Raw genomic sequence first — 24338 nt, 5'->3', positions numbered from 1 at the left:
CCGCGCCCTTGCGCGGGCCCGCGCCCGCTCAGGCCTCCGTCAGCGTCGCCAGGAGCGTGTCCGCGGCCGCGTACGGGTCCAGCTCGCCGGCCGCGACCCGGGCCGCCAGGGCGTCGAGGTGGGCGTCCCCGTGCACGTCGGCCATCCGGGCCCGCAGGGACGTCACCGCGATGGTCTCCACCTCGCGTGCCGCCCGGGCCGTACGGCGCTCGGCGAGCACCCCGCGCTCGTCCATCCACGCGCGGTGCTTCTCCAGGGCCTCGACCAGCTCGTCGATGCCCTGGCCGCGGGCCGCGACCGTCTTGACGATCGGCGGCCGCCAGTCGTCCCGGCCCCGCGCCTCGCCCAGGCCCAGCATGTGGTTCAGCTCCCGGGCGGTCGCGTCCGCGCCGTCCCGGTCGGCCTTGTTCACCACGTACACGTCGCCGATCTCCAGGATGCCCGCCTTCGCGGCCTGGATCCCGTCGCCCATCCCGGGGGCCAGCAGCACCACCGAGGTGTCGGCCTGCGAGGCGATCTCCACCTCCGACTGCCCGACCCCGACCGTCTCGACCAGGATCACCTCGCAGCCGGCCGCGTCCAGCACCCGGATCGCCTGCGGGGCGGCCCAGGCCAGGCCGCCCAGGTGGCCGCGGGTGGCCATGGAGCGGATGTAGACCCCCGGGTCGGAGGCGTGGTCCGACATCCGGACCCGGTCGCCGAGCAGCGCACCGCCGGAGAACGGCGAGGACGGGTCGACGGCGAGGACGCCGACCCGCTTGCCGGCCTTGCGGTACGCGGAGACCAGCGCCGAGGTCGACGTGGACTTGCCGACGCCCGGGGAGCCGGTCAGGCCCACCACGTACGCCCCGCCGGTCAGCGGGGCCAGGGCCGCCATCACCTCGCGCAGCTGCGGGGACGCCCCCTCGACCAGCGAGATCAGCCGGGCCACCGCCCTCGGCCTGCCCTCACGCGCCTGGGCCACCAGCTGGGGGACGTCCACCGTCATACGTGCTGCGCTCCTCGGTTCTCGCTGTGGATACGGCTTCGGGTACGGAGGTCCTACTTCTGCGGGACCCGGACGATCAGGGCGTCGCCCTGGCCGCCGCCGCCGCACAGTGCGGCCGCGCCGACCCCGCCGCCCCGGCGCTTCAGCTCCAGCGCGAGGTGCAGCACCACGCGGGCGCCGGACATGCCGATCGGGTGGCCCAGGGCAATGGCGCCACCGTTGACGTTCACCCTTTCCGGGCTCACGCCGAGGTCCTTCATTGACTGCACGGCGACCGCCGCGAAGGCCTCGTTGATCTCGATGAGGTCCAGGTCGGAGACCTCGAGGCCCTCCTTCTTCAGGGCGTGCAGGATCGCGTTCGACGGCTGCGACTGCAGGGAGTTGTCGGGACCGGCCACGTTTCCGTGGGCGCCGATCTCGGCGATCCACTCCAGGCCCAGCTCCTCGGCCTTCGCCTTGCTCATCACGACCACGGCGGCCGCGCCGTCGCTGATCTGGGAGGAGGTGCCGGCGGTGATCGTGCCGTCCTTCGCGAACGCCGGGCGCAGCTTGCCGAGGGACTCCACCGTGGTCTCCGGGCGGATGCCCTCGTCCTGGGAGAAGATCACCGGGTCGCCCTTGCGCTGCGGGATCTCGACCGGGGTGATCTCGGCCTCGAAGACGCCGTTCTTCTGAGCGGCGGCGGCCCGCTGGTGCGAGGCGGCGGCGAACTCGTCCTGCGGGGCGCGCTCGATGCCCAGGCGGGTGTTGTGCTTCTCGGTGGACTCGCCCATCGCGATGTTCTCGAAGGCGTCGGTGAGGCCGTCGTAGGCCATCGCGTCCAGCATCTCGATCGCACCGTACTTGAAGCCCTCTCGAGACTTCGGCAGCAGGTGCGGGGCGTTGGTCATGGACTCCTGGCCGCCCGCGACCACGATGTCGAACTCGCCGGCGCGGATGAGCTGGTCTGCCAGCGCGATCGCGTCGAGGCCGGAGAGGCACACCTTGTTGATGGTGAGCGCGGGCACGTTCATGGGGATGCCGGCCTTGACGGCGGCCTGGCGGGCGGGGATCTGGCCCGCGCCGGCCTGCAGCACCTGGCCCATGATCACGTATTGCACCTGGTCACCGGCGATGCCGGCCCGGTCCAGCGCGGACTTGATGGCGAACCCGCCGAGGTCGGCGCCCGAGAAGGACTTCAGCGAGCCGAGCAGCCGCCCCATGGGCGTGCGGGCCCCGGCGACGATCACTGACGTGGTGTTGTTCGTTCCGGACATGGAGCACAGCCCCTTGAGGATGAGGAGTGAACGAGGGTTTACCTGAATGTACTGAGCGGTACCCGCGCCGTCACCGGGCAGTCGGTGTGATCGCTGGCACGTTGCGTGACCACCCTCCTCGGCGGTGCACTGGTCCCATGCTGACAAGAATCGACCACATCGGGATCGCCTGCTTCGACCTGGACAAGACCGTCGAGTTCTACCGTGCCACGTACGGCTTCGAGGTGTTCCACTCCGAGGTCAACGAGGAGCAGGGCGTGCGCGAGGCCATGCTCAAGATCAACGAGACCTCCGACGGCGGTGCCTCCTACCTCCAGCTCCTCGAGCCCACCCGCGAGGACTCCGCGGTGGGCAAGTGGCTGGCCAAGAACGGCGAGGGCGTGCACCACATCGCCTTCGGCACCGAGGACGTCCTGGGCGACTCGGAGGCCATCCGCGGCAAGGGCGTCCGGGTGCTCTACGACCAGCCCCGCACGGGTTCCATGGGCTCCTCGATCACCTTCCTCCACCCCAAGGACTGCCACGGAGTCCTCACCGAACTGGTCACCTCCAACCCCGACCATTGATGGACCACTGATGGCCCGATTCCCCGGCCGGTAGAGTGGCCATGGCTCGGCCGGGGTTCGGTGCGGAGACGGGGTCGGGGCCTGTGACCCCTGCCCCGGTATCTGACACCATTCCCCCGGGGGCGTCGTTCAGCGGGCGAGCGATGCTCAATTGGGAGTGAGCTTGCGACCAGGGGACGGATGGGACCGCGCTGTGCGGGGCTACGAAAGCCAGGAGAGCCATCAGGCTGAAGCCGACCATCTCTCGCGCTTCGAAGCCGAGATGGAGCGGCTGAAGAAGGAGCGCGGGAAGGCCGTCCAGCACGCCGAAGACCTCGGGTACCAGGTCGAGGTGCTGCGCGCCAAGCTCCACGAGGTACGCCGCAATCTGGCGTCCCGCCCCGCCTACGACAGTGCGGACATGGGCTACCAGGCGGAGCAGCTGCTCCGTAATGCCCAGATCCAGGCCGACCAGATGCGCTCGGACGCCGAGCGCGAGCTGCGCGACGCCAGGGCGCAGACCCAGCGCATCCTGCAGGAGCACGCCGAGCACCAGGCGCGCCTGCAGGCCGAGCTGCACGCCGAGGCCGTCAACCGCCGCCAGCGTCTGGACCAGGAGCTCAACGAGCGCCGCCAGACCGTCGAGGCGCACGTCAACGAGAACGTCGCCTGGGCCGAGCAGCTGCGCGCCCGTACGGAGTCCCAGGCCCGCCGGCTCATGGACGAGTCCCGCGCCGAGGCCGAGCAGTCCCTGAACGCCGCCCGCGCCGAGGCCGCCCGCGTCGCCGAGGAGACCCGGCGCCGGCTGGCCGCCGACGCCGAGGCCGCCCGTGCGGAGACCGAAGCCACCCTGCTGCGCGCCCGCAAGGAGGCGGAGCGGCTGCTGACCGCTGCGTCCACGCAGGCCCAGGAGGCCACCGAGCACGCCGAGCGGCTGCGCAGCAGCACCACCGCCGAGGCCGAGCAGACCCGGCAGCAGACCCTCGACCTCGGCCGGGTGGCCGAGCAGCGGGTCCAGGAGGCCGACGGCGCCCTGCGCTCGGCGCGCGCCGAGGCCGAGAAGCTCCTCGCGGACGCCAAGGAGAGCTCCGCCCGGCAGCTCGCCTCGGCGGAGTCCGTCAACGAGCAGCGCACCCGCACCGCCAAGGAGCAGGTGGCCCGGCTGGTCGGCGAGGCCACCAAGGAGGCCGAGGTCCTCAAGGCCGAGGCCGAGCAGACCCTCGCCGACGCCCGCGCCGGCGTCGAGCGGCTGCGCGCGGAGGCCGCGGAGCAGGCCCGCGCGGCGGCGGCCGAGGACACGGCCGCCCAGCTGGCGAAGGCGGCCCGCACGGCCGAGGACGTACTGAACAAGGCCTCGGAGGACGCGCGGGCCACCACCCGCGCGGCGTCCGAGGAGGCGGAGCGGATCCGCCGCGAGGCGGAGTCCGAGGCGGAGCGGCTGCGCGCCCAGGCGGCGGCCACGGCCGACGAGCTCAAGGGCGCCGCGAAGGACGACACCGAGGAGTACCGGGCCCGGACCGTCGAACTCCAGGAGGAGGCCCGGCGGCTGCGCGGCGAGGCCGAGCAGCTGCGCGCCGAGGCCGTCGCCGAGGGCGAGCGGATCCGCGGCGAGGCCCGCCGCGAGGCGGTCCAGCAGATCGAGGAGGCGGCCCGGACCGCCGAGGAGCTGCTGGGCAAGGCCAAGTCGGACGCGGACGAGCTGCGCGGCGGGGCGAGCGCCGAGAGCGAGCGGGTCCGCGCCGAGGCGGTCGAGCGGGCCACCACGCTGCGCAAGCAGGCCGAGGAGACCCTCGAGCGGACCCGCGCCGAGGCGGAGCGGCTGCGCGACGAGGCCGAGGAGCAGGCGCAGGCCGTCCGCGCCGAGGCCGACGCCGCGGCCCGGGCACGGCGCGAGGAGACCGAGCAGGCCGTCGCGGCGAAGCGGGCGGAGGCCGACGAGGAGCTCGTCCGCCTGCACTCCGAGGCCGAGAGCCGGCTGGGCACGGCCGAGCAGACGCTGCGCGACGCCCGCGGGGCGGCGGAGAACATCCGCCGGGAGACCACCGAGGAGATCGACCGGCTGCGCGCCGAGTCGGCGGAGCGGATCCGCAGCCTCCAGGCGCAGGCGGAGGCGGAGGCCGACCAGCTGCGCACGGACGCGGCGGACGACGCCGGGCGGGCGCGTGCGGAGGCCGAGCAGGTCGCCGTACGGCTGCGCAGTGAGGCGGAGTCCGAGGCGGAGCGGGTGCGCACCGAGGCTCAGGAGACCGCGGACCGGCTGCGTGCGGAGGCCAAGGCCGCCGCCGAGCGGGTCGCGATGGAGGCTGCCGAGGCGCTGGCCGCCGCGCAGGAGGAGGCCGCCCGGCGCCGCCGGGAGGCCGAGGAGACCCTCGCGTCGGCCCGTACGGACGCGGACAGCGAGCGGGCGCAGGCCCGCGAGCAGAGCGAGGAGCTGCTGGCCGCGGCCCGCAAGCGCTCCGAGGAGGCGCAGGCCGAGGCGACCCGCCTGACCGAGGAGGCGGAGCGGCGCGCCGCGGAGCTGGTGTCGGCGGCGGAGACCACCGCCCAGCAGGTACGCGACGCCGTGGCCGGTCTGCACGAGCAGGCCGAGGAGGAGATCACCGGGCTGCGCAGCGCCGCCGAGCACGCGGCGGAGCGTACGAAGACGGAGGCCGAGGAGGAGGCTGCGCGCGTCCGCGCGGACGCCTACGACGAGCGCGAGCGGGCCACCGAGGACGCCAACCGGATCCGCACCGAGGCGCGTTCCGAGACGGACGCGGCGAAGGCGCTGGCCGAGCGCACGGTCGGCGACGCGATCGCCGAGGCGGAGCAGCTGCGCAGCGACACCGCCGACTACGCCCAGCGGGTGCGTACGGAGGCGACGGACGCACTGGCCGCGGCCGAACGCGACGCGGCCCGTACCCGGGCCGATGCCCGTGACGACGCGAACCGGATCCGCGGCGAGGCGGCGGAGTCCCTGGAGTCCTCGCGCGCCGAGGGCGGCCGGATCGTCGCCGAGGCGACGGCGGAGGCCGAGCGGCTCACCGAGGAGACCCTGGCGGCGAACGCGGCCACCGTCGGCGAGGCCACCGCGGAGGCGGAGCGGATCACCACCGAGGCGGCCGAGGCGGCCGACGCCACCCGCACCGAGGCGGCGGGCACGCTGGACGAGGCGCGCTCGGAGGCCAACCGGCTGCGGACCGAGGCGGCGGAGCAGGCGGACCGGCTCGTCACCGAGGCCGTGTCCGAGGCGGAGCGGCTCACGGAGGAGACGCGCGCCGCGAACGAGACGACGGTCGGCGAGGCGACGGCGAAGGCCGAGCGGCTCACCCGCCAGGCGTCCGACATGCTGGCCGCGGCCGAGCGGGACGCGACGCGGATCCTGGTCGACGCCCGCAACGAGGGCGACCGGCTGGTCGACGAGACGCGTGCGGCCAACGAGGCCACCGTCGGCGAGGCCGCGGCGGAGGCCGAGCGGCTGCGCACGGAGGCGGCGCAGACCCTGGACGACGCCCGTGCGGAGGGCGGCCGGATCATCGGCGAGGCCACCGCGGAGGCGGACCGGGTCACGGTCGCGGCGAACGAGACCCTGGCGAGCGCCGAGCGGGAGTCCGAGCGGACCCTCGACGAGGCGCGCGCGGAGGCGGGCCGGCTGCGCAGCGAGGCCGCCGAGCAGGCGGACCGGCTCATCACCGAGGCGGCGTCCGAGGCGGACAAGCTCACCGAGCAGACCCGCAAGGACAACGAGCGCACGGTCGGCGAGGCCCAGGCCGAGGCCGAACGGCTGCGTGCGGAGGCGTCGGAGGCCCTGGCCTCGGCGCAGGAGCACGCGACCCGTACCCGGTCCGAGGCCGAGCGCGTCAAGGCCGAGGCGGCGACCGCGGCGGAGCGCACCCGTACGGAGGCCCGCGCGGAGTCCGAGCGGCTGCTGGACGACGCCCGTGAGGAGGCCAACAAGCGGCGCAGCGAGGCTGCGGAGCAGGTGGACCGGCTCATCACCGAGGCGGCGTCCGAGGCGGACAAGCTCGCCTCCGATGCCCAGGCGCAGGCCCTGGCCGCCACGACGGCGGCCGAGGAGCAGGCCGACGCGATGGTCGACGCGGCCCGCAAGGAGGCCGCGCGGATCTCCTCGGAGGCGACCGTCGAGGGCAACTCCCTGGTGGAGAAGGCCCGTACGGATGCGGACGAGCTGCTCGTCGGGGCGCGTACGGACGCCGCCGCCATAAGGGAGCGGGCGGAGGAGCTGCGCTCCCGCGTCGAGGGCGAGGTCGAGGAGCTGCACGAGCGGGCCCGCCGGGAGTCGGCCGAGCAGATGAAGTCGGCCGGCGAGCGCGTGGACAAGCTGGTCCGGGCGGCGACCGAGCAGAGCGTCGAGGCCGAGGCGAAGGCCAAGGCGCTGGTGTCGGACGCGAGCAGCGAGGCGAGCAAGGTCCGGATCGCGGCGGTCCGCAAGGCCGAGGCGCTGCTCAAGGAGGCCGAGCAGAAGAAGGCCGAGCTGGCCCGGGAGGCCGAGAAGGCCCTCGCGCAGGCGAAGGCGGAGGCGGAGCGTCTGGTCGACGAGGGGCGCCGTGAGCTGGAGGTCCTGGTGCGCAGGCGCGAGGACATCCAGGCGGAGATCTCCCGTGTCCAGGACGTTCTTGAGGCGTTGGAATCATTCGAGGCGCCTTCGGGCGGCGGAAAGCCCGCGGTCGGGGGCCAGGGCGCGGGGGGCGTGAAGGCCGGGGCTGCTGCCGGTTCCACTCGTTCGGGTGGCAAGTCGTCGGAGGGCTAGTCAGCGACCGAGATGTGTGTTCCTGATGAAGGTTCAGGCGAACGAGTGACAAGCATTCTGCCGCCTTGCCACTCAAAAGGGGTGTCATTGTCCAGATCAATCGCGGATTGACTCGAAGACACGCCGCTTCGGCGCCTAGGATTCCCCTAACACCTCACGTAGCACCTCATCGGTCTCATTCGACAGGAACCCCATGAGCGACACTTCCTCCCCCTTCGGCTTCGAGCTCGTGCGGCGTGGTTACGACCGCGGTCAGGTGGACGACCGCATTACCAAGCTGGTCTCCGACCGCGACAGCGCCCTTGGACGTATCAACTCTCTGGAAAAGCGGATCGAGGAGCTGCACCTCGAGACGCAGAACGCCCAGGCCCAGGTGAGCGACGCCGAGCCGTCGTACGCCGGCCTCGGCGCCCGGGTCGAGAAGATCCTGCGCCTGGCCGAGGAGGAGGCGAAGGACCTGCGCGAGGAGGCCCGTCGCGCGGCCGAGCAGCACCGTGAGCTCGCCGAGTCGGCTGCCCAGCAGGTCCGCAACGACGCCGAGTCGTTCGCCGCCGACCGCAAGTCGAAGGCGGAGGACGAGGGCGTCCGCATCGTCGAGAAGGCCAAGGGCGACGCTTCCACCCTGCGTGCCGAGGCCCAGAAGGACGCCGCCTCCAAGCGCGAGGAGGCCGACGCCCTGTTCGAGGAGACCCGCGCCAAGGCCGCGCAGGCCGCCGCGGACTTCGAGACCAACCTGGCCAAGCGCCGCGAGCAGTCCGAGCGCGACCTGGCCTCGCGCCAGGCCAAGGCCGAGAAGCGCCTCGCGGAGATCGAGCACCGCGCCGAGCAGCTGCGCCTGGAGGCCGAGAAGCTGCGTACGGACGCCGAACGCCGCGCCCGCCAGACCGTGGAGACCGCGCAGCGCCAGGCCGAGGACATCGTCGCCGATGCCAACGCGAAGGCCGACCGCATCCGCAGCGAGTCCGAGCGCGAGCTGGCGGCGCTCACCAACCGCCGCGACTCCATCAACGCCCAGCTGACCAACGTCCGCGAGATGCTGGCGACGCTGACCGGTGCGGCCGTCGCGGCGGCCAACCCGATCGTCGACGACGAGCCCGTCACGCGCGGCGTTCCGGCGCAGCAGAGCCGCTAGTACGCCGGGCAGTTCACCGGCGGTCGACCTGTCGGCCACTCACCAGCTACTCGCTGGTAGCGAAATGTCCTGCCCGAGGGCCCTGTGTCACCTTTTTGAGGTGGCGTGGGGCCCTCGGGCGTTCTAGCGTGAGCCGCATGATCGAGCTTGAGGGCCTTACGAAACGATTCGGCGCGAAGACCGCCGTGGACCACCTCAGCTTCCAGGTCAGACCGGGGGTGGTGACGGGCTTCCTCGGCCCCAACGGGGCGGGCAAGTCCACGACCATGCGCATGATGCTCGACCTCGACAACCCGACCAGCGGTACGGTCCGGATCGACGGGAAGCACTACCGGGACCTGCCGGAGCCGCTGAAGCACATCGGAGCGCTGCTGGACGCGAAAGCCATGCACGGTGGCCGCAGCGCATACAACAACCTTCTCTGCCTTGCCCAGTCGAACCGGATCCCGGAGAGCCGGGTGGCCGAAGTACTGGATCTTGTCGGGCTGACGCCCGTTGCGAAGAAGAAGTCGAAAGGATTTTCGCTGGGCATGGGCCAGCGGCTGGGAATCGCCTCTGCCCTGCTGGGTGATCCGGAGATCCTCATGTTCGACGAGCCCGTCAATGGTCTGGACCCGGAGGGAATTCTCTGGATCAGGAATCTGATGAAGGGGCTGGCGGCCGAGGGGAGAACGATCTTCGTCTCCTCCCACTTGATGAGCGAAATGGCGCTGACCGCAGACCATTTGATCGTCATCGGCCAGGGAAAGCTTTTGGCCGACATGTCGATGGCTGATTTCATTCACCAGAACTCGCGCAGCTACGTGAGGCTGCGCTCGCCGCAGCAGGAGCGGCTCAAGGACATCCTGCACGAGGCTGGTATCGACGCCATCAGCGTCCCGGCCACCGGCACGCTGGAGATCGACGGGGTGGGCGCGGAACGGCTCGGCGAGCTGGCCGCCCAGCACCAGATCGTGCTGCACGAACTCAGCCCGCAACGGGCTTCACTGGAGGAAGCGTTCATGCGCATGACGGCGGACTCCGTCGAGTACCACGCCCACGCGCCGGGCGCCCCGGGCATGCTGCCCGGGCCCGGCCAGGCGGCCGACAACCCGGCCCGGCCGGCCGACGTCCCCGCGTGGGGCGCCGGTTACGAGGCGACGCGCAAGGGCGGCGAGTGACCATGGCCTTCAACGCCGTCCTCAAGTCCGAGTGGACCAAGATCCGCACGGTCGCCTCGACGATCTGGACCCTGGCCCTCGTCTTCCTCGTCACCGTCGGGTTCGCCGCACTGTTCGCCGCCACGTACGACACGACCAACCAGGACGTGCCCTTCGATCCGACCGCACTGAGCTTCAGCTCCATGCAGTTCGGACAGCTGGCGATGATCGTTTTCGGTGTGATGGTCGTCAGCACCGAGTACAGCACGAGCATGATCCGCACTTCGCTGGCCGCGGTACCGCACCGCACGCGCTTCCTGCTCGGCAAGATGGCCGTGGCGACGGCGCTGGCCCTGGCCGTCGGGCTGCTGACCAGCTTCGTGTCGTTCTTCCTCACCCAGGCGCTCCTGGGCGACTCCGGCATCGGCCTGGGCGAGGAGAACGTTCTGCGCGCCGTGGTGGGCGCCGGTGTGTACATGGCACTCATCGCCCTGTTCTGCATGGGTGTGGCGGCCATGCTGCGCAGCTCCGTCGCCGCGATCAGCCTTCTGATCCCGTTCTTCCTGATCGTCTCGAACCTCCTCGCAGGCTTCGAGGCGACCCGTTCGGTCGGGCAGTACCTGCCCAGCAACGCCGGTTCGAGGATCATGCTGGTGGTACCCGACGCCTTCGGGAGCGCCGAGACGCCGTACGGCCCCTGGGGCGGTCTCGGCATCATGGTGCTCTGGGTCGCCGCCTCCGTGATCGGCGGCCTGCTCGTCCTGAAGAAGCGCGACGCCTGATCCGTACGGGCAAGCGGCGTCCATCCTGCGACGGACGCCGCCGGTACTACGGGTCATCCCCGGGTCGGGCTCAGGGTCAGCTCAGGGATCCGGTCCGGGGTGGAACCGTAGGCGACTCGATATCCTCTTAACCCTTACGCGGACGAAAGCCGTCCGGTCCTGGCAAGGGGCAGAGCAGAGGCAGAGCAATGATCGAGGCTGTCGGCCTGACCAAGCGCTACGGCGCCAAGACCGCCGTCGACCAGCTGTCCTTCCAGGTCAGGCCAGGTCACGTGACGGGATTCCTGGGGCCGAACGGCTCCGGGAAGTCCACCACCATGCGCATGATCCTCGGCCTGGACCGGCCCACGGCAGGCCGCGTGACGATCAACGGCGTGCCCTTCCGACAGCTTCCGAACGCCCAGCGGCACGTCGGTGCCCTGCTCGACGCCAAAGCCGTGCACGGCGGCCGCCGGGCCCGCAGGCACCTGCTCTCCCTCGCCCAGCTCTCCGGCATCCCGGAGAAGCGGGTCGACGAGGTGCTCGCCGTGGTCGGGCTCCAGGACGTCGCCGGGCAGCGTACGAAGGGCTTCTCGCTCGGCATGGGCCAGCGGCTCGGCATCGCCGCCGCCCTCCTCGGCGACCCCCAGGTGCTGCTGTTCGACGAGCCGGTCAACGGGCTCGACCCCGAGGGCATCCTCTGGGTCCGCACCCTCATGCGCCGGCTCGCCGCCGAGGGCCGCACGGTGTTCGTTTCCTCACACCTCATGAGCGAGATGGCACTGACCGCCGACCACCTGATCGTGATCGGCCGGGGACGGCTGCTGGCCGACATGGGCACCCAGGAGTTCATCGCGCACAACTCGGCCGGATTCGCGCGGGTACGCGCGGCCGACAATGATCACGGTGGCCGGGATGCACTGGGTACGGCCCTGACCAAGGCGGGCGGCCGGGTCCTCCAGGAGCCCGACGGGGCACTGCGCGTGACCGGCCTGGAGCTGCCCCGCATCTCCGACCTCGCGCACGGGGCCGGCGTACGGCTGTGGGAGCTCTCCCCGCACCGGGCCTCGCTCGAGGAGGCCTACATGCGGATGACCCAGCCCGCCGTGGAGTACACCTCCACCGACGACCCGCGCGCCGAGCTGTGGGAGCCGGAGCCGCTGAGCGTCCCCGCCTGGGAGGACGAGCTCCCGGCCCCGGAGGTGCCGCAGACCGGCTTCTTCGCTCCCCCGCCGCCCGGGGCGGGCGGGCAGCCCTTCCTGATGCCCAGCAGCCCCGGCGAGCTCGCCGGCGCCCCCCAGAACACCCCGACGGACACCCGCAAGGACACCCGATGACCGGCCCCACGAGCATCGAGCCCACGAGCATCGAGCCCACGAGCACCGGGCCCACGGGCACCGCGGACCGGCCGAAGAGCTACACCTCGCCGCTCCCGACGCCCCGGCCGCACCTCGGGCACGCCGTGGCCTCGGAGTGGACGAAGATGGTCTCGGTGCGCTCCACCGTGTGGACGCTCGGCTCGCTGGTGCTGCTCGTCGTCGGCGTCGGACTGCTCGCCGTCTCCGAGACCCGCTCGGCCGACTACCAGGACGTGCCGCTCACGGCGCCCGCTCTCTTCGGGCTGCTGGTGGGCCAGGTCTCCGTGATGGTGCTCGGGATCCTGACGATCACCTCCGAGTACGGCACGGGGCTGATCCGCACGACCTTCACCGCCGCCCCCGACCGGGCCCGGGTGCTGACCGCGAAGTACCTCGTCTTCTCCACCGTCGCCTTCCTGGCCGTCACCGGTTCGGTTGCGGTGGTCGGGCTGGCCTCCGCGATCCTGCGGGGCGGCACGGCCGCCGGGCCGCACGGCGGCCGGGAATGGGTCGACGCCCTGTCCGGCTGCCTGTACGTCACCCTGCTCGGCGTGCTCGGCCTGGCGATCGGGGCGATGCTGCGGCACTCCGCCGGGGCGATCGCCGTGATGCTGGGACTGGTCACGCTGCCGCCGGTGATAGGGGGGATGCTCAGCATGTGGGAGACCCTGGCCCCGATCGGCCGGGCCGTGCTCCAGTACAACGCCCCGGTCGCCCTCATGCAGTTGTTCGGCCTGCCGAACAACGACACCGCCAACCTGCCGGGCAACGCGGCGCAGCTGCTGCTGCTCCTGCTGGTGACGGGGGCCGCGGTGGCGGGCTCGTACGTGGTGGTCGGCCGCCGCGACGTCTGACCGTCGACATCCGAGCCGCCGCGGCTCCTAGTACCTGGGCGCGTTCCTGGACCGCTGCACCCGTGAGGTGCGGCGGTCCTTCGCGTTCCAGCAGGCCTTGTGCCAGTGCCGGCGGTCGTCCACGCCGCCGTACTCCGGCCAGGCCACCAGGTGCGGGGTCCCGGAGGGGATCTCCTGGTCGCAGCCCGGGCAGCGGTAGCGCTTGCCCGCCGCGCTCGCGCCCGCGACGTGCCGGACCTTCCACTCCTCGCCCTGGTACTCCTCGGTGCGCTCCAACCCGAACCGGTCGAGGCCGGTACTGGGGCGTTCGTCCGGAGTCTCGCCGCCCCTGGGGCGGTTGTGGCGCGGTGACACGTATACCTCACGGATGGGCGGACGGAAGTGACTTTCTCCCAGACTACGCGCAGCGAGGCCGGGTACCCGCAGGGTGGCTGACAGAGGCGGCGCGACGCCGTCGATTGGCCTGACTATCCCAATAACTTTGCCGTCAGACCGTGCCTTTGGCACGTGTCAGACGTTGTTGCCATCAGATGAACCGGTCAACCTGGGGGAGGCCGCGTCAGCCACGAGGAGGGTAAAGGCGATGCGCGTAGGAGCGTTTGTACTGGCGGCCCAGTTCCCGGGCCAGGGACAGGGGGAGGCGTTGCACCGGGCGGTGCGGACCGCCGAGGTGGCCGAGGAGGCCGGGCTCGACTCGGTCTGGCTCGCCGAGCACCATTTCGTCCCGTACGGGGTCTGCCCGTCGGCGGTGACCCTGGCGGCGCTGCTGCTGGGGCGGACCCGGCGGCTGCGGGTGGGCACGGCGGTGAGCGTGCTGCCGAGCACGCACCCGGTGGCCCTCGGGGAGCAGGCGGCGCTGCTGCACCTGACCTCGGGCGGCCGGTTCACCCTGGGGGTGGGCCGGGGCGGGCCCTGGGTGGACCTGGAGGTGTTCGGCGGCGGCCTGGACGCCTACGAGAAGGAGTTCCCGGAGGACCTGGACCTGCTGCGGCGCTGGCTCACCGAGCCGCGGGTGGCGGCTGCCGGCGAGCGGTACGGGTTTCGCGAAGTGGCCGTCGTACCGCGCCCGTCGGAGGCGCTGGACGGGGACGGATCAGGGCCGGAAGTGATCGTCGCCTGCACCTCCCCCGCGTCGGTACGGCTGGCCGCGGAGCGGGGGTTGCCGATGCTGCTGGGCATGCACTGCGGGGACGAGGACAAGGCGGCCATGGTCGCGCTGTACCGGCGTACGGCCGCGGCGGCGGGCCGGTGCCCGGACGCCCCGCACGTGTCGGCGGGCGTGTGCCAGCTGGCGGACCGTACGGCCGACGCACGCGAGGCCCTGCTGAAGGCGATGCCGGGCTGGCTGAAGCAGGGGCTGGACGCGCACGTGACGGTCGACGGCCGGGAGCGCGCGATGCGGGACCCCGTCGGCTACACCGAGCTGCTCTGCGACCTGCACCCCGTGGGCACCCCGCGGCTGGCGGCGAATCGGCTCGCGGCCACCTCGGAGCGGACCGGGATCACGCGGTTCGCCCTGCTGACGGAGGGCTCCGGGGATCTCGCCGCGACGGAGGAGAACGTACGGCGCCTCGGCGCCGAGGTCCTGCCCCGTCTCGGCTGAGGCTGCCGCTCCGGTATCAATGGCACCTCCCGCGATACGGAGCGGCAGCGGAGTACGGTCGTGCGGGTCGTGCAGGTCATGCCTGTCATGCGGTTCGTACGGTTGGTCAGCAGTCCCGGAGCTCGGGCGACTGGTTGAGCAGCTGGCCACGGATCGAAGTGAACTTGGCCAGCCGGTCGTCCGAGGAAGGATCCAGCGGGAACACGGCCACACGGTGGCAGTTCTGGAATGCCAGGCGCACCCCGAAGTGCCGCTGCAGCGCACCACGTATCGCGTCACTCGCGAGGGCGCGCAGCAGCTGGCCACGCGCCTGCTCGTCGGGCGGCGGCGTCTGGTTGTCGGCGAACTCTCCGCCGTCCACCTTCAGCTGTGCCACCAGCGAGCTGATCATCTCCCACGCGAAGGGCAGGGAGGTCCGGACGCAGTCGACGAAAGCGGCTTCGTCGACCTCGCCTCGCTCGGCCTGTTCGAGTAGGGCCGGTGAGACGTCGAGCGACATGGGTTCTCCTCTCGCGACCCCGGCGGTTTGGGTTGCCGGAGTCTTACGGGCAGGGACGGAGGCGGCGACGCAGCGTGCACGCTCCGCAACCTCCTGCTCACCACGGTAGGCGCCCCATGGGTGGCGCACCAGGAGAATGCGCATACAACGCGCCATCGGCGAACGGGGCTTTCAGGGGCGAATCGCGTGGAGGCCCATCGGTCGAGTAGCGTTGCCGACCATGCGTCTCGTCATTGCCCGCTGCTCCGTCGACTACGCGGGCCGGCTCACCGCCCATCTGCCCTCGGCACCCCGTCTGATCCTCGTGAAGGCCGACGGCAGTGTCTCGATCCACGCGGACGACCGGGCGTACAAACCGCTCAACTGGATGTCGCCCCCCTGCACCCTCAAGGAGGGGACCGGGGACGAGGCCGGCGTCTGGACGGTCGTCAACAAGGCGGGTGAGAAGCTCATCATCACCATGGAGGAAGTCCTCCACGACTCCTCCCACGAGCTGGGCGTCGACCCGGGTCTGATCAAGGACGGCGTGGAGGCACACCTCCAGGAGCTCCTGGCGGACCGGATCGAAACGCTGGGCGACGGCTACACGCTGATCCGGCGCGAGTACATGACGGCGATCGGCCCGGTGGACATCCTGTGCCGGGACGCCTCCGGCGGGACGGTGGCGGTGGAGATCAAGCGCCGCGGCGAGATCGACGGCGTCGAGCAGCTGACCCGCTACCTGGAACTGCTGAACCGGGATCCGCACCTGGCGCCGGTGCGGGGCGTCTTCGCGGCCCAGGAGATCAAGCCGCAGGCGCGAGTCCTGGCCACGGACCGCGGCATGGACTGCGTGGTCCTGGACTACAACGCCCTCCGCGGCATCGAGGACGACAAGCTCCGCCTCTTCTGACCCGGCTCGCCGGGGTCAGGGCCCGGCAGTAGCGTAGGAGTGGCACAACTCCCCATCGGCGGGCATGCGTCGGCGCGGTACGGCGCATGCGGTCCGCTCCGCCGGGGTTGCCGCTGTCGGCTGCGTCTCACCTTCTGCACAAGGAGGGCAACGCGCATGTCCACTCCACCGCAACCGCCGTCATCCCCCGAGCCGTACCCGCAGTGGGAACGGCAGGGGCAGCCCGGTCCACCGGGTCCGCCCGGGCCGCCCGGTCCGCCCGGACCCCAGGGCGAACAGCAGGGCTGGTACGCGCCGCCTGCGCAGAAGACGAACACGCTGGCCGTCGTGGCGTTCGTCATGTCGATCCTCTGCGCGATACCGCTGGTCCCGCTGATCCTCGGCATCGTCGCCCTCACCCAGATCCGCGACCGCGGCGAGAAGGGCAAGGGCTTCGCCATCGCGGCCATCGTCATCCACGGCCTGACGCTCGTGTTCTTCGCGGCCGTGCTGGCGTTCGGGTTCACCGGAGTGCTGGACGACGGGCCGGAGCGCGACAGCACCGGCCGCGTCACCGCGCCGGGCACCAGCGACATACGGGACATCCGCACGGGCGACTGCTTCAACACGGACGACGACCTGGCGGACTACGGCAAGGAGGGCGGCGCCCAGGCGTCCGTGTCGGTGCAGATCGTGCCGTGCGACCAGGCTCACAAGGCAGAGGCGTACGCCGTCTTCGACCTGGAGGACGGACCGTACCCGGGCAGGGACGAGGTCAGCTCGACCGCCGACGAGAAGTGCGCCGGGACGCTGCTCACCGACTACGTGGGCGAGGCCGTGAAACTCCCGCCGTCGCTGGAGTACTACCACTACGCCCCGGACTCCGGCAGCTGGGACGCCGGCGAACGCGAGGTCACCTGCTTCGTGGCCGACGCCGACGGCTCGAGCACCGGCTCGGTCCACGCCACCGGCTCCCGAGCCGCCGCCCCCTAGACCGTCTCTTCCGGATCTTGCCTGACCCGCGCCGCCCGGCAAGATCCGAAACAGACGACCTAGACCGTCGCCGACGGGTTGGCCGGGGTCGTGCTCGTGGGGGTCGGTGTCGGGGTCGGCACCGGAGGTGTCGTCGGCTCGGTCACGGTCGGCGTCGGCGCCGGGTTCGAGGACGTGCCCGTCGGACCCGTCGAAGACGGCGTGCGCGACGGCGGCGTCGCCGCCGGCTTGCGCGACGGGGTGCGCGGCGACTGGTTCGGGTCCGGGCTGAGGCCCGGCTCCGGGGCGGTCGGCTCCGAGGCGTCGGGGGCCGTCGCCCCCGGATCCGGTGCAGGATCGTTCCCGCCCGCCGCCGGCACGCCCGCGCCGCCCGACGTCCCCGACGTCGGCGTCGAGGACACCGCCGGGCCGACCCCGCCCGCCGGGGTCTCGGGGTCCGAGCCGGCCATCGCCAGGCTCACCACCGTGCCCAGCACCACCACGGTCAGCGCTCCCGCCGCCGCCAGCAGCACCGGCTTCCGGCGCGGCTCGGCAGCCCGCAGCGGCGCGGGCACGACCGGCGCGGCCACCGCCGGCTTCGAGTCGAGGGGGAAGGCCTCCTCGAACACCTCCGACAGCGTCGTCGGCGCCTGCGTCCGCCCGATCACCGGCACGACGGGTGCCACCGCGGGGACCGGGGCCACCGCGGGCGCCGGCTTCGACACCGCCGGCACCGCAGGCATCGCCGTCGTCACCGCTTCGGACGCAGCCCCTGACGCCGCAGCCACCGGCGGCTCCAGCCGCAGCGGCGGCGACACCTCCACGCCCGCCTTCTCGCGGTCCGTGACCAGCGCGAGCGCCCGCCGCCCGGCCACCGTGCCCCGCTTGTCGGCGAGCGCACCCTTCAGGCCTATGGACGCCTCCAGCTCGGCCCGCGCCCGGTCCAGCCGCCCCTCGCACAGCGCGAGCACGCCGAGCTCGTGGTGGAAGTACGCCTGCTCCGCGACCTCTCCCGCCTTCCGCGCGGCCTCGGCCCCGGAGCGCAGCACCCGCTCCCACGCCTCCCAGTGCCGCGAGGCCGCGAACGCCGGGGCGGCCGTCCGGGCCAGCAGTACGGCGGCCACCACATCGGCGCCGGCCAGCGCCGACAGCACCGCGTCGGCCTCCGAGGCGACCCGCTCCGGGGTCACCGAGGCGTGTCCGGTCCACCATGCGTAGTGGCGGGCGGCCGTACGGGCCTCCTCCGGGGCGGTGTCCGCGAACCCGGCCTCCTCCAGCTGCCGCGCGACCCCGGCGGCCAGCCGGTAGCGCGTGCCGACCGGGGTGAGCAGTCCGCAGCCCAGGAGTTCCGCGACCGCCGCGTCGGCGTGGGTGTCCCCCACGAGCGCCGGCAGGTGGGCGTGGTGCGGCATCTCCCCGCCCAGCGCGCAGGCGATCCGCAGCGCCGCCCGCGCCGACTCGCTGACCCGGGAGGCCAGCAGCTCGGCGGGGGCCGCGCCCTCGGCCAGCGTCGGCAGGGCCACGAACGCGGCGTCGCGCGGCCGCTCCTCGAAGACGCCGGGCTCATCGTCGTCGTCCTCGGCGGAGGACAGGTTGCGCTCGTCGCGCTGGCGCAGCAGCGCCGCGGCCTGGACGAAGCGCAGCGGCAGCCCCTCGGAGGCGAACCGCAGGTCTCCCGCCCAGGCGGTCTCCTCGTCGGTCAGCGGCCGTCCGGTGCCCGCCTCCAGCAGCGCCACGCAGTCGGCCCGGCCGAGGCCGCCGAGGAAGACCTCCTCCAGGTGCGAGTCGTCGGAGGGGGCGCGGGTGTCGGGGGTGGCGGCCAGCAGGTACGCGCACTCGGGGGTGGCGCGCAGCAGCTCGTCGAGGGCGGTGCCGCCCATCTCCAGGTCGTCGAGGAGCACGATGGCTCCGATGTCCCGTACGCGGGCCAGGAGTCGGGTCCGCTCGGGCCGCTCCGCAGAGGCCTCGTACACGGCGGCGTACAGCGCGTGCAGCAGTTCGCCGGGCTGCTGGTGCCCGTACCCGCTGAGCCGTACGACGCCGTCGGGCGCCAGACCCGTGCAGTCGGCGGCGACCGCTTCCAGCAGGGCGCTGCGGCCGGATCCGGCGGGCCCGGTCAGCCGTACGGAACGGCCGCGGCCCAGCAGCCGTACGAGCCGCTCCCGTTCCTCCTCGCGCGCGAGGAGCGGCGCGGCCGGGGCGGCGGGCCCGGGCAGCGCGGGCGGCCGCGCGGCGGCGTCCCGGGCGCTGCGGCCCGCGGCGTCGCGCTTGGCGGGGGCGGCGGCGCCGGTGCCGGGACGGCGGGGCTCGATCTCGCTGCCGTCGACGGGGTTCACGGTCAGCGTGAAGTCCCCGGCGGTGAGCGTGACGACCCGCGCGACGGGGACGGGAGCGGGGGCGGCGGCCGGCCCGTCTCCCGCGGATGCCGCCGCGGGAGCCGCGGACGCCGTCGCGGGCTGCTCCACCGGTTCGGCCTGCCCCTGTGTGCGGTCCATGACCTGGTCCCCCGATCGCGCCCTGCGCCGTCGCCGTCGTGTCCTACCTTCCGGCCTTCGCACATTCCGCTGTCGCTACGGGTCCGGTTTCCGCCCGAACCCTAGACGGTGCCCGGTCGTGCGGGGAACCGCAGGGGTGCCTTCACCACCGGACCGTTACGTTTCCGCAGGAAACGTGGGCGGCGGACCGCGTCAGACCCGCGGGAGGGATTCCGCTTCCAGGCCGCCCTCGATCGCGAGGATGCGGTGCAGCCGGGTGGCGACGAGGAGCCGCTGCATCTGCGGCGGCACACCGCGCAGGACGAGGCGGCGGCCGGTCCGGCCAGCCCGCCGGTGGGCTCCCATGATCACGCCGAGCCCGGTCGCGTCCCAGGAGTCGAGCCCGGTGAGGTCGAGCACGAGATCGCCGTGGCCGTCGTCGAGGGCGGTGTGCAGGGCCGTACGGGCGTCCGCCGCGCTGCGCACGTCGAGGCGGCCCCCGACAGCGAGTTCGGCGTGGTCGCCCCTGATGTGCATATGCGCTCCCGGCAGTCCTGGGTACGTAGGGATCCGACTGGTCCGTGGTCGGCAACTCTCACTGCAACTGACTGCCGTGCGGGCAGGGAAGTTGCCGACCGTGAGCGAACCGATACCTAATTCACCCGTGCGGGTGCAGATATTCGAACTGGCGCCCAAAGACCCGGCGCCCGGACGGCTCGGCGGCTCAGTGCTTGTAGAAGCCCTGCCCGCTCTTGCGGCCGATGTCACCGGCGTCCACCATCCGGCGCATGAGCTCCGGCGGCGCGAACTTCTCGTCCTGGGACTCGGTGTAGATGTTGCTGGTGGCGTGCAGCAGGATGTCGACGCCGGTGAGGTCGGCGGTGGCGAGCGGCCCCATGGCGTGGCCGAAGCCCAGCTTGCAGGCGATGTCGATGTCCTCGGCGGAGGCCACGCCCGATTCGTACAGCTTCGCGGCTTCCACGACCAGGGCGGAGATCAGACGGGTCGTCACGAAGCCGGCGACGTCGCGGTTGACGACAATGCAGGTCTTGCCGACGGACTCGGCGAACGCCCGGGTGGCCGCGAGGGTCTCGTCGCTCGTCTTGTAGCCGCGGACGAGCTCGCAGAGCTGCATCATCGGGACGGGCGAGAAGAAGTGCGCGCCGACGACCCGCTCCGGACGCTCCGTCACGGCCGCGATCTTGGTGATCGGGATGGCGGAGGTGTTGGACGCGAGGATCGCGTCGTCCCGTACGAGCTTGTCGAGCGTGCGGAAGATCTCGTGCTTGACCTCGAGCTTCTCGAAGACGGCCTCGACGACGATGTCGACGTCGGCGACGGCGTCGAGGTCGGTGGTCGTCTTGATGCGGGCGAGCGCGGCCTCGGCGTCCTCGGCCGTCATCTTGCCCTTGGAGACGAACTTGTCGTACGAGGCCTTGATCCCGTCGGTACCGCGGGTCAGCGCGGCATCGGTGACATCACGCAGTACGACGTCCCACCCCGCCTGAGCGGAGACCTGAGCAATTCCGGAACCCATCAGTCCGGCACCGATGACGGCGAGCTTCCCAGCCACTGCACACCCCACGTTCTTCAATTCGGCCCAGCTTCGTAGCCTCTCCGGCGGAGACTAGCGCTCGCGCGGGGTCGTGTGACCGCGAAGTAACACGCGTCACGTCTCAACTGACGGACATCACACCGGTCCGGCCGAGCCGTCCGCTCGCGCCAACCGGGCCCCGATCACCCGCAGTCGCGCGGCCTCCCGCCCCGCGGGGCGGGCGCGGCCCCGTCGGCGTTCGGGGCGCCGGGGGCCCGGAGCGGGAGCCCGGGGCCGGGGCGGAGCCGCACGCGGCGCCGCCGCTCACTACGCTGGCCGCATGGTGAACCTCACGCGCATCTACACCCGTACCGGCGACAAGGGCACGACCGCCCTCGGCGACATGAGCCGTACGGCCAAGACCGACCTGCGGATCTCCGCCTACGCCGACGCCAACGAGGCCAACGCGGCCATCGGCACGGCGATCGCCCTCGGCGGGCTGCCGGAGGATGTCGTGAAGGTCCTGGTACGGGTACAGAACGACCTGTTCGACGTCGGCGCCGACCTGTGCACCCCGGTCGTCGAGAACCCCGAGTACCCGCCGCTGCGCGTCGAGCAGTTCTACATCGACAAGCTCGAAGCCGACTGCGACACCTTCAACGAGGAGCTGGAGAAGCTCCGCAGCTTCATCCTCCCCGGCGGCACCCCCGGCGCGGCCCTCCTGCACCAGGCCTGCACGGTGGTCCGCCGCGCCGAGCGCTCCACCTGGGCGGCCCTGGAGGTGCACGGCGAGGTGATGAACCCGCTCACCGCGACCTATCTCAACCGCCTCTCCGACCTCCTCTTCATCCTGGCCCGTACGGCCAACAAGGAGGTCGGGGACGTCCTCTGGGTCCCCGGCGGCGAGCGCTAACGCCTGACCTCGGCCGGCTCCCCCTCCGGCTCGGCCACCGGGGCCTTGCGCGGCCACAGCGTGTACGTGGCGGCGATCACGGCCTGGATGCCGAGCACCCGCAGGGCGACGAACTGCCAGCTCTGCAGGCTGCCGGTGTCGGCCGCGTCGCCCACGTACCAGATCGCCGCCTGGAGCAGCCCGAGCGCGACGGCCGCGCCGGCCAGGGTGCGGGTCCACAGCTTCCACTCGTGGACCGCCCTGGCCTTGCCGTACTTCGGGCCGGGCGGCTTCGGGCCCCCGCCGAAGCGGTACGCCGCGTGCCCGTCCAGCCACTTCACCGTGTAGTGGCCGTAGCCGACGGTGTAGCCGATGTACAGCGCGGCCAGGCCGTGCGTCCAGGTCGGCTCGCCGCCGTTCTTCAGGTCCAGGGTGGTGGCCGCCAGCAGGACCAGCTCCAGCAGCGGCTCGCACAGCAGGACGGCCGCTCCGAGCCGGGGCATCTTCGCGAGGTAGCGCAGCGCCAGCCCGCCGGCCAGCAGCACCCAGAAGGCGATCTCGCAGGCGATGATCAGGGCGACGAGCACGGGAATCTCCCTTCGGTTCCGGTCGGCACGTCCGGGGCGACGACCACTGCATCCAGGCTCCCGCCCGATCCGCGCCCCTTCGTCGTCGCCGCTGACGAACCGCGACTGCATCCTTCGGTGTAGTGCCGCGCCGCCCCGCCTCCGCCCAGGCGGCGACGCCCGGTGCTCCCCCACCCTGTTGGATGGGACCGTGACCCCGACCATCACCGCCACGGCACCCGCCAAGACCTTCCGCCCCCACCGCGACGACGTCCTCCTCGCGGTGCTCAGCGTGCTCGCGGGCCTGCTGCTCTGGTCGCTCGGCGTCTACAGCACCAACAACCGGCACTTCCTCCCCGCCTGGGCGGCCCTGGTCCCGCTCCTCGTGCTCGGCCCGATGGAGCTGCTGCGCCGCACCGCGCCCAACGTCACCCTGGCCGTCGGCACGGTCGGCGTGATCGCCGACCAGTTCACCGTGGGCAACCTCGGCACCGTCCTGATCTTCACGGACCTGATGTACGCGGCCGTCGTCTACGGCAAGCCCGCCATGGCCCGGCGCCTCCCGGTCTCCACCGGCCTGATCACCATCGCCGTCACCATCGCCTCCGTGGCCTGGCTGCGCACCCCGCAGGCCCTGATGATCGGCGTGATCACCGGCATCGTGAGCTTCGGCCCGGCCCTGACCGGCGCCACCCTGCGCAACCACCGCGAGGCCGCCGAGGCGGCCCGGCTGCGCGCCGAGCAGACCGCGCTGCTGGCCGAGATGGACCGCAGCCAGGCCGTCACCGCCGAGCGCGCCCGGATGGCCCGCGAGCTGCACGACATGGTGGCCAACCACCTGTCCGCCATCGCCATCCACTCCACCGCCGCGCTCTCCATCGACTCCCCCGCGACGAGCCGGGAGGCCCTCGGGGTGATCCGGGAGAACAGCGTGCAGGGGCTGGCCGAGATGCGCCGGCTGATCGGGCTGCTGCGGGACGCGGGCGCGGAGCAGGAGGCGGCCGCCACGCCCTCCCTCGACGGGCTCGACGCCCTGCTGGCGCAGGCCCGTGTCAACGGCGCTGCGAGCGGGCTGGACTTCGTACTCCTGGACGAGCGGCCGCCCGGGGAGCCGCTGCCGGCCCCCGTGGAGCTGGCGGCGTACCGGATCGTCCAGGAGTCGCTGACGAACGCCCTCAAGCACGCCGCCCCGGGCACGGTCCGGGTCCGCGTGAGCCGCGACGGCGCGGCCGGGGGGCTGCTGACCGTACGGGTGGACTCCCCGTACGGGAACCGCCCGGGCCCCCGCGCCCCCGGCTCGGGAGCCGGGCTGATCGGCATGCGGGAGCGGACGGAACTGCTGGGCGGGCAGTTCACGGCGGGGCGGGACGGATCGGTGTGGCTGGTGCGGGCGGATCTGCCCGCGGACGAGAAGGCGGTGGCGGAATGAGCATCCGGGTCGTGGTGGCCGAGGACCAGAGCGCGGTACGGGCGGGCCTGGTGCTGATCCTGCGCAGCGCGGGCGACATCGAGGTCGCGGGCGAGGCGGCGGACGGGGAGGAGGCGGTGCGCCTGGCACGGGAGCTGCGGCCCGACCTCGTCCTCATGGACGTGCAGATGCCGCGGCTGGACGGGGTGTCGGCGACCCGCCAGGTGGTCGCGGAGGGGCTGGCAGACGTCCTGGTGCTGACCACCTTCGACCTGGACGAGTACGTGTTCGGTGCCCTGCGCGCGGGGGCGGCGGGGTTCCTGCTGAAGAACGCGGACGCGGCGGAGCTGATCGAGGCGGTACGGACCGTCGCGCGCGGGGAGGGTCTGATCGCCCCGGCGGTGACCCGGCGGCTGATCGCCGAGTTCGCGGCTCCGCGGCCCGTGAAGGCGCCCGTGGCTCCGGAGACGGCCGCGGCGGTGGCCTCGCTGACGCGACGGGAGCGGGAGGTGCTCGGCTGTCTGGGCGAGGGACTGTCGAACGCGGAGATCGCGCTGCGGCTGGAGATGGCGGAGGCGACGGTGAAGACGCACGTCAGCAGACTGCTCGGGAAGCTCGAGCTGCGCAGCCGGGTCCAGGCGGCCGTACTGGCCCAGGAGTTGGGCCTCTGACGGACTCCTCGAGCGAAGGTCTGGACCTCTTGACGGTTGGTCCAGACCTTTCTACGCTCGCGGCA

At 72.6% G+C, this 24338-nt stretch carries 21 protein-coding genes; 13 read left to right on the top strand and 8 right to left on the bottom strand.

Annotated elements, in window-relative coordinates; translation table 11 throughout:
* Positions 1-28: 28 nt before the first annotated feature.
* A complete protein-coding gene (meaB, locus tag ACFYXK_RS06120; protein ID WP_053784714.1) occupies positions 29-988 on the bottom strand; it encodes a methylmalonyl Co-A mutase-associated GTPase MeaB in 960 nt (319 codons plus the stop codon).
* Between the two features lie 53 nt (positions 989-1041).
* Positions 1042-2244 carry an acetyl-CoA C-acetyltransferase gene (locus ACFYXK_RS06115; RefSeq protein WP_389410022.1) on the bottom strand — a complete coding sequence of 401 codons (1203 nt, stop codon included), beginning with the start codon at positions 2242-2244 and terminating at the stop codon, positions 1042-1044.
* 137 nt (positions 2245-2381) lie between these two features.
* Between ACFYXK_RS06115 and mce the strand changes: the two genes are divergently transcribed.
* From mce to ACFYXK_RS06080, 7 genes are all read left to right on the top strand, one after another.
* On the top strand, positions 2382-2810 hold the full coding sequence (mce, locus tag ACFYXK_RS06110; protein WP_053784712.1) for a methylmalonyl-CoA epimerase: 429 nt from the start codon (positions 2382-2384) through the stop codon (positions 2808-2810).
* 193 nt (positions 2811-3003) lie between these two features.
* Positions 3004-7539, top strand: a complete 4536-nt coding sequence (scy, locus tag ACFYXK_RS06105; RefSeq protein WP_389410021.1) for a polarized growth protein Scy — start codon at positions 3004-3006, stop codon at positions 7537-7539.
* A gap of 193 nt (positions 7540-7732) precedes the next feature.
* On the top strand, positions 7733-8671 hold the full coding sequence (locus tag ACFYXK_RS06100) for a cellulose-binding protein (RefSeq protein WP_030153801.1): 939 nt from the start codon (positions 7733-7735) through the stop codon (positions 8669-8671).
* A gap of 137 nt (positions 8672-8808) precedes the next feature.
* Positions 8809-9831: an ABC transporter ATP-binding protein gene (locus tag ACFYXK_RS06095; protein WP_383504270.1), complete on the top strand. Its 1023-nt coding sequence runs from the start codon at positions 8809-8811 to the stop codon at positions 9829-9831.
* A 2-nt stretch (positions 9832-9833) separates the two neighbouring features.
* Positions 9834-10592 (top strand): ABC transporter permease, encoded by a 759-nt coding sequence (locus ACFYXK_RS06090; protein ID WP_389410020.1) that lies wholly within the window; start codon positions 9834-9836, stop codon positions 10590-10592.
* 188 nt (positions 10593-10780) lie between these two features.
* Positions 10781-11908, top strand: a complete 1128-nt coding sequence (locus ACFYXK_RS06085; RefSeq protein WP_389410019.1) for an ABC transporter ATP-binding protein — start codon at positions 10781-10783, stop codon at positions 11906-11908.
* Positions 11905-12783: an ABC transporter permease gene (locus ACFYXK_RS06080; RefSeq protein ID WP_389410018.1), complete on the top strand. Its 879-nt coding sequence runs from the start codon at positions 11905-11907 to the stop codon at positions 12781-12783. The genes ACFYXK_RS06085 and ACFYXK_RS06080 overlap by 4 nt, the downstream gene beginning before the upstream one ends.
* Before the next feature lie 27 nt (positions 12784-12810).
* On the opposite strand, the gene ACFYXK_RS06075 is transcribed toward ACFYXK_RS06080, so the two are convergent.
* A complete protein-coding gene (locus tag ACFYXK_RS06075; RefSeq protein ID WP_383504276.1) occupies positions 12811-13137 on the bottom strand; it encodes an ATP/GTP-binding protein in 327 nt (108 codons plus the stop codon).
* A gap of 229 nt (positions 13138-13366) precedes the next feature.
* Between ACFYXK_RS06075 and ACFYXK_RS06070 the strand changes: the two genes are divergently transcribed.
* Positions 13367-14386: an LLM class flavin-dependent oxidoreductase gene (locus tag ACFYXK_RS06070; protein WP_389410017.1), complete on the top strand. Its 1020-nt coding sequence runs from the start codon at positions 13367-13369 to the stop codon at positions 14384-14386.
* Positions 14387-14492: 106 nt separating this feature from the next.
* Here ACFYXK_RS06070 and ACFYXK_RS06065 read toward each other — a convergent pair whose 3' ends face one another.
* Positions 14493-14885: an SCO5389 family protein gene (locus ACFYXK_RS06065; RefSeq protein WP_030153794.1), complete on the bottom strand. Its 393-nt coding sequence runs from the start codon at positions 14883-14885 to the stop codon at positions 14493-14495.
* A 220-nt stretch (positions 14886-15105) separates the two neighbouring features.
* Here ACFYXK_RS06065 and nucS point away from each other — a divergent pair, with 220 nt between their 5' ends.
* Positions 15106-15777, top strand: coding sequence for an endonuclease NucS (gene nucS, locus ACFYXK_RS06060; RefSeq protein ID WP_030295252.1), 672 nt, complete (start codon positions 15106-15108; stop codon positions 15775-15777).
* A gap of 156 nt (positions 15778-15933) precedes the next feature.
* Positions 15934-16749 (top strand): DUF4190 domain-containing protein, encoded by an 816-nt coding sequence (locus ACFYXK_RS06055; RefSeq protein ID WP_389410016.1) that lies wholly within the window; start codon positions 15934-15936, stop codon positions 16747-16749.
* Between the two features lie 59 nt (positions 16750-16808).
* On the opposite strand, the gene ACFYXK_RS06050 is transcribed toward ACFYXK_RS06055, so the two are convergent.
* The 3 genes from ACFYXK_RS06050 to ACFYXK_RS06040 form a co-directional block, all read right to left on the bottom strand.
* On the bottom strand, positions 16809-19223 hold the full coding sequence (locus ACFYXK_RS06050) for an ATP-binding protein (protein ID WP_389410015.1): 2415 nt from the start codon (positions 19221-19223) through the stop codon (positions 16809-16811).
* 192 nt (positions 19224-19415) lie between these two features.
* Positions 19416-19739, bottom strand: a complete 324-nt coding sequence (locus ACFYXK_RS06045) for an STAS domain-containing protein (RefSeq protein WP_030153791.1) — start codon at positions 19737-19739, stop codon at positions 19416-19418.
* A 187-nt stretch (positions 19740-19926) separates the two neighbouring features.
* Positions 19927-20775 (bottom strand): 3-hydroxyacyl-CoA dehydrogenase family protein, encoded by an 849-nt coding sequence (locus ACFYXK_RS06040; RefSeq protein ID WP_389410014.1) that lies wholly within the window; start codon positions 20773-20775, stop codon positions 19927-19929.
* A gap of 301 nt (positions 20776-21076) precedes the next feature.
* Between ACFYXK_RS06040 and ACFYXK_RS06035 the strand changes: the two genes are divergently transcribed.
* Entirely contained in the window at positions 21077-21649 is a 573-nt protein-coding gene (locus ACFYXK_RS06035; protein ID WP_383504288.1) for a cob(I)yrinic acid a,c-diamide adenosyltransferase, read from the top strand.
* Here ACFYXK_RS06035 and ACFYXK_RS06030 read toward each other — a convergent pair.
* Positions 21646-22215, bottom strand: a complete 570-nt coding sequence (locus tag ACFYXK_RS06030) for a hypothetical protein (RefSeq protein WP_389410013.1) — start codon at positions 22213-22215, stop codon at positions 21646-21648. The genes ACFYXK_RS06035 and ACFYXK_RS06030 overlap by 4 nt on opposite strands.
* A 178-nt stretch (positions 22216-22393) precedes the next feature.
* Between ACFYXK_RS06030 and ACFYXK_RS06025 the strand changes: the two genes are divergently transcribed.
* Together ACFYXK_RS06025 and ACFYXK_RS06020 are read left to right on the top strand one after the other, a co-directional pair.
* Positions 22394-23623, top strand: coding sequence for a sensor histidine kinase (locus ACFYXK_RS06025; RefSeq protein WP_389410012.1), 1230 nt, complete (start codon positions 22394-22396; stop codon positions 23621-23623).
* Positions 23620-24273, top strand: coding sequence for a response regulator transcription factor (locus ACFYXK_RS06020; RefSeq protein ID WP_030295263.1), 654 nt, complete (start codon positions 23620-23622; stop codon positions 24271-24273). The genes ACFYXK_RS06025 and ACFYXK_RS06020 overlap by 4 nt, the downstream gene beginning before the upstream one ends.
* Positions 24274-24338: the final 65 nt, after the last annotated feature.

It is taken from the genome of Streptomyces sp. NPDC002209 (assembly GCF_042890265.1).
Lineage (GTDB): Bacteria > Actinomycetota > Actinomycetes > Streptomycetales > Streptomycetaceae > Streptomyces.
The sequence above is the reverse complement of the archived record's forward strand: the minus strand, read 5'-3'. Positions and strand labels throughout refer to the sequence as shown.